Raw genomic sequence first — 3,212 nt, forward strand, 5'->3', positions numbered from 1 at the left:
CCAGCGTTCATCCTGAGCCAGGATCAAACTCTCCAATAAAGTTAGTTTGTCTAGCATCATAAAAATAAAAATTGACGTTGCACATTGTTTGTTTCGTTCAGTTTTCAAAGAACTCGTTTGCCGCTCATTTGCGACTCCCTTATGTTAACACTTCGTTGTTTCAATGTCAACTAAGTTTTTTATTTCGTTTGTCGCGTTCTGCGTTGTTGCTATCGGCGACTTGTCCTATATTACACCTCTATATAGTAATAGTCAATAATTTTTATTAAATAAATTTAAAGTTTTTTATTCGTCAGTCACTATATAAACTCCCATAAAGTGAAGCTTTAATCAGTGGGAGTTTCTTCATCCCCCTGATTATTACCCCTTCCTATTATTCAACTACATTAAGTTCGATCTATAAATAACCTCGTATATTCTTTATCTTACAACTATAGATTAAAGACTTAATTCAGTAGCATGTTGTTCCTTTAAGCACAACAGAAACAACTTTAGAGTACCATCCTTTTATTCACTACTATGAATACAATACATAAAAATGTCATTATGCATGTTCTCTAATCTCACTGTATTTTCCTATAAACCAACTAAAAAGAGGGTGTCGTATTCCATGAATCACACACCCTCTTTTTACATTCCTGTATTAATATGTTTCATATTTTCTATCTTCTTTCATCTTTCGATCTACAGATTTTATTAGAACACATAATTTATCTTTATCTGCCCAAACCACCCCAAATAAAACTAGACAGCCACCTGTTAAAATCTTCCACGTTAAAGATTCATTTAATAGAATAACCGAAGCAATAATACTTATGAGTGGTAAAGCATTTAGATACACCCCACTTACTGATGCCGAAACCTTTTCTAGCGCTTTATTCCAAAGCCAATAAGCAAGAATTGTTGCACAAACAACGAGGTACATAAAACTAAGAGCAATTTTCCATGTATCTATTTGAGGTAAACCATAGTAAACCGTTTCAATAGTAGCAAAGGGAAAGAGGATGGTGGCTCCAATGATTAATGTTAATGTTGTAAATACTTCATTTGATAGATTCTTTTCTTGTTTTGGTCTTTTTAATAATACAGTATAGAGCGCAAATAAAAAGGTACTTAATAAAATAAATATATCCCCAACTAGAGAAGCACTTTGATTATCATTACCAGATGGAATGGTAATACATATTACTCCTATAAAACCTAATATAATTCCAATCCAATAGTTTAACTGAATCTTTTCTTTTAAAAACAGTGCCGAGAAAATAATTGTAACTAAAGGTAAAGCAGCATCAATGATGCTAACATGTAGTCCACTTGTTAAAGAAATCCCATACGAGGTAAACATAAAGTATCCCGCCACGCCAGTAAAAGATAATAAGCTTATCCGTTTCCACGGAATATCCCTATTAACAATACTTTTTCGTAACTGCGGAAAAGAAAACAATAGGCATATCCCGCCAGCAAAGCAAAGACGAAGAAATAACAAGGTGAATGGTTGAATTGACTCTAATGCCCATTTTGTCGGAGCAATCGCTATTCCCCATAGTATAATCGCTACTAGTAACATACTTATCTCTTTCATAAATCTCCACACCCATTCAAAAAGATATATTATGTATTATATCTTTTTAGTGATTTTCCTTGTTGAATATGCTTGTAATTTCAATTAGTAATAATCAGCAAGGAAAACCACTAAACTCTTTTCATACATATTGTTTCATTAAAGTATATTTTCCCTTCAATTTTCTATCATGGGTAAATCTACAGGACAAATCACAAAAATCATCGAAGTGGAAGCCATTCGCTTAGTCGACTTAGCGGAGCCGTGTAATAAGCCGATTGTCATAGAGAAGTTAGGTACGACTCAATCGAAAACAGGGGATCGTTATGGAAGTAAGTAAGTAAGTAAGTAAGTAAGTAAGTAAGTAAGTAAGTAAGTAAGTAAATCGAATGAAGAGTATGTTCGCTTATGAGAAGATGACAAGTGCGATTCTCAGCCGTGCAGATAAAAGGGGTGTGGCTATCTTTCAAGTGAATCCTGCTTACACTTCGATTTCCGGAAAGATGAAATATATGCGGAAATTCGGTATCTCTATTCATCAATCCGCAGCTTTTACGATTGGATACCATGGGTTAGGGTATAAAGAAAAAAACACCTCGGGCTCTGTAGCCGTATATTTCAAAGAAAGACGCACATCACTGGAGCCATTGGCATCAACTGAATAATCGATTGGATATTCGCGTACATCATTTCTATCAGTTATATAATGTAGATCGACCGAAAGAAGCCTTACAAATCGAGCGATTAGACTTATTTGAAAGTGAAAAGAAAAAACTAGCAAAACTACTTGCATCATAAAAAAGAACGCCTTGTCCCAGTCTCTTACGCTTATTACCAGAGCAGATAACAAGTCTAGGAACTAGATGCATGACAAAGTGTTTTACGCCTCGATATAAGAAAAAGGTAGCTATACCTGTTTTATTTTTTCCTCAGGAGATAGGATAGGTCGTCTTAAGGACACTACCGAACTTCTATATCGTTGTATCCTCTTTGTTGAACAAGAGGAACTGTTTTTGCCCTAGCAGAAGCAGGAGAATCTCCCACCTCAAGCTCGTTTAGAGGTAGGTGGTGGTAGTTCAATAAGTATTATTTTCTGAACTGATAAGACATTTCCCCAACTCCAAGCAAAATCATTTTACACAGATGCCGAATACTTTAAAGTCTACTATAAGTATAGAGGTTTTCATGAAGATATTGAAAGAAAACGTGTCATTTACAATACCGAAAAGTTTTGAGAGCTCCAGTAGTAATATAGTAGCAACAGTTGAAGAAAGCAAACGAAAGATCATGAAAGATTCGTTGACCGAAATCATTAAGAATAATCCAAATTATAAAGGTATCATTGTTCCTAAAATTAGTCCTGGGAATTCTTTAGCGAACCTTAATTCATTTAATAATTTAGTAAAAAATCGAATTGAACGTGACATCCTGCCGAAAGAAGCAACAGAAGTCAATTAAGTTTCCGACTTTAACAGCAGTATATAAAAACACAAAAAAGACGAGTCATTCTGACTCGTCTAAAAGTTGCTTGGCGACGTCCTACTCTCACAGGGACAAGGTCCCAACTACCATCGGCGCTAGAGAGCTTAACTTCCGTGTTCGGTATGGGAACGGGTGTGACCTCTCTGCCATCATCACCAAACTGATGAAG

At 35.3% G+C, this 3,212-nt stretch carries 2 protein-coding genes, 1 rRNA gene and 1 pseudogene; 2 read left to right on the plus strand and 2 right to left on the minus strand.

Going from position 1 to position 3,212, the window contains the following annotated elements; translation table 11 throughout:
* Positions 1–643: 643 nt before the first annotated feature.
* Positions 644–1,582 (minus strand): DMT family transporter, encoded by a 939-nt coding sequence (locus tag AAIE21_RS29140; protein ID WP_343269867.1) that lies wholly within the window; start codon positions 1,580–1,582, stop codon positions 644–646.
* A 151-nt stretch (positions 1,583–1,733) separates the two neighbouring features.
* Between AAIE21_RS29140 and AAIE21_RS29145 the strand changes: the two are divergent.
* Together AAIE21_RS29145 and AAIE21_RS29150 are read left to right on the plus strand one after the other, a co-directional pair.
* A pseudogene (locus AAIE21_RS29145) lies at positions 1,734–2,359 on the plus strand (IS200/IS605 family accessory protein TnpB-related protein); the annotation flags it as partial.
* 387 nt (positions 2,360–2,746) lie between these two features.
* Entirely contained in the window at positions 2,747–3,019 is a 273-nt protein-coding gene (locus AAIE21_RS29150) for a hypothetical protein (protein ID WP_343269868.1), read from the plus strand.
* A gap of 68 nt (positions 3,020–3,087) precedes the next feature.
* Here the strand turns inward: AAIE21_RS29150 and rrf are convergent.
* A 5S ribosomal RNA gene (rrf, locus tag AAIE21_RS29155) occupies positions 3,088–3,203 on the minus strand.
* Positions 3,204–3,212 lie beyond the last annotated feature (9 nt).

Origin of the sequence: Paenibacillus sp. 102 (assembly GCF_039549175.1) — a bacterium.
Taxonomy (GTDB): domain Bacteria; phylum Bacillota; class Bacilli; order Bacillales; family Bacillaceae_G; genus Bacillus_A.

Coding starts and splice junctions, on each gene's coding strand:
- AAIE21_RS29140 (WP_343269867.1), bottom strand. CDS start 1,582: ATGAAAGAGATAAGTATGTTACTAGTAGCGATTATACTATGGGGAATA.
- AAIE21_RS29150 (WP_343269868.1), top strand. CDS start 2,747: ATGAAGATATTGAAAGAAAACGTGTCATTTACAATACCGAAAAGTTTT.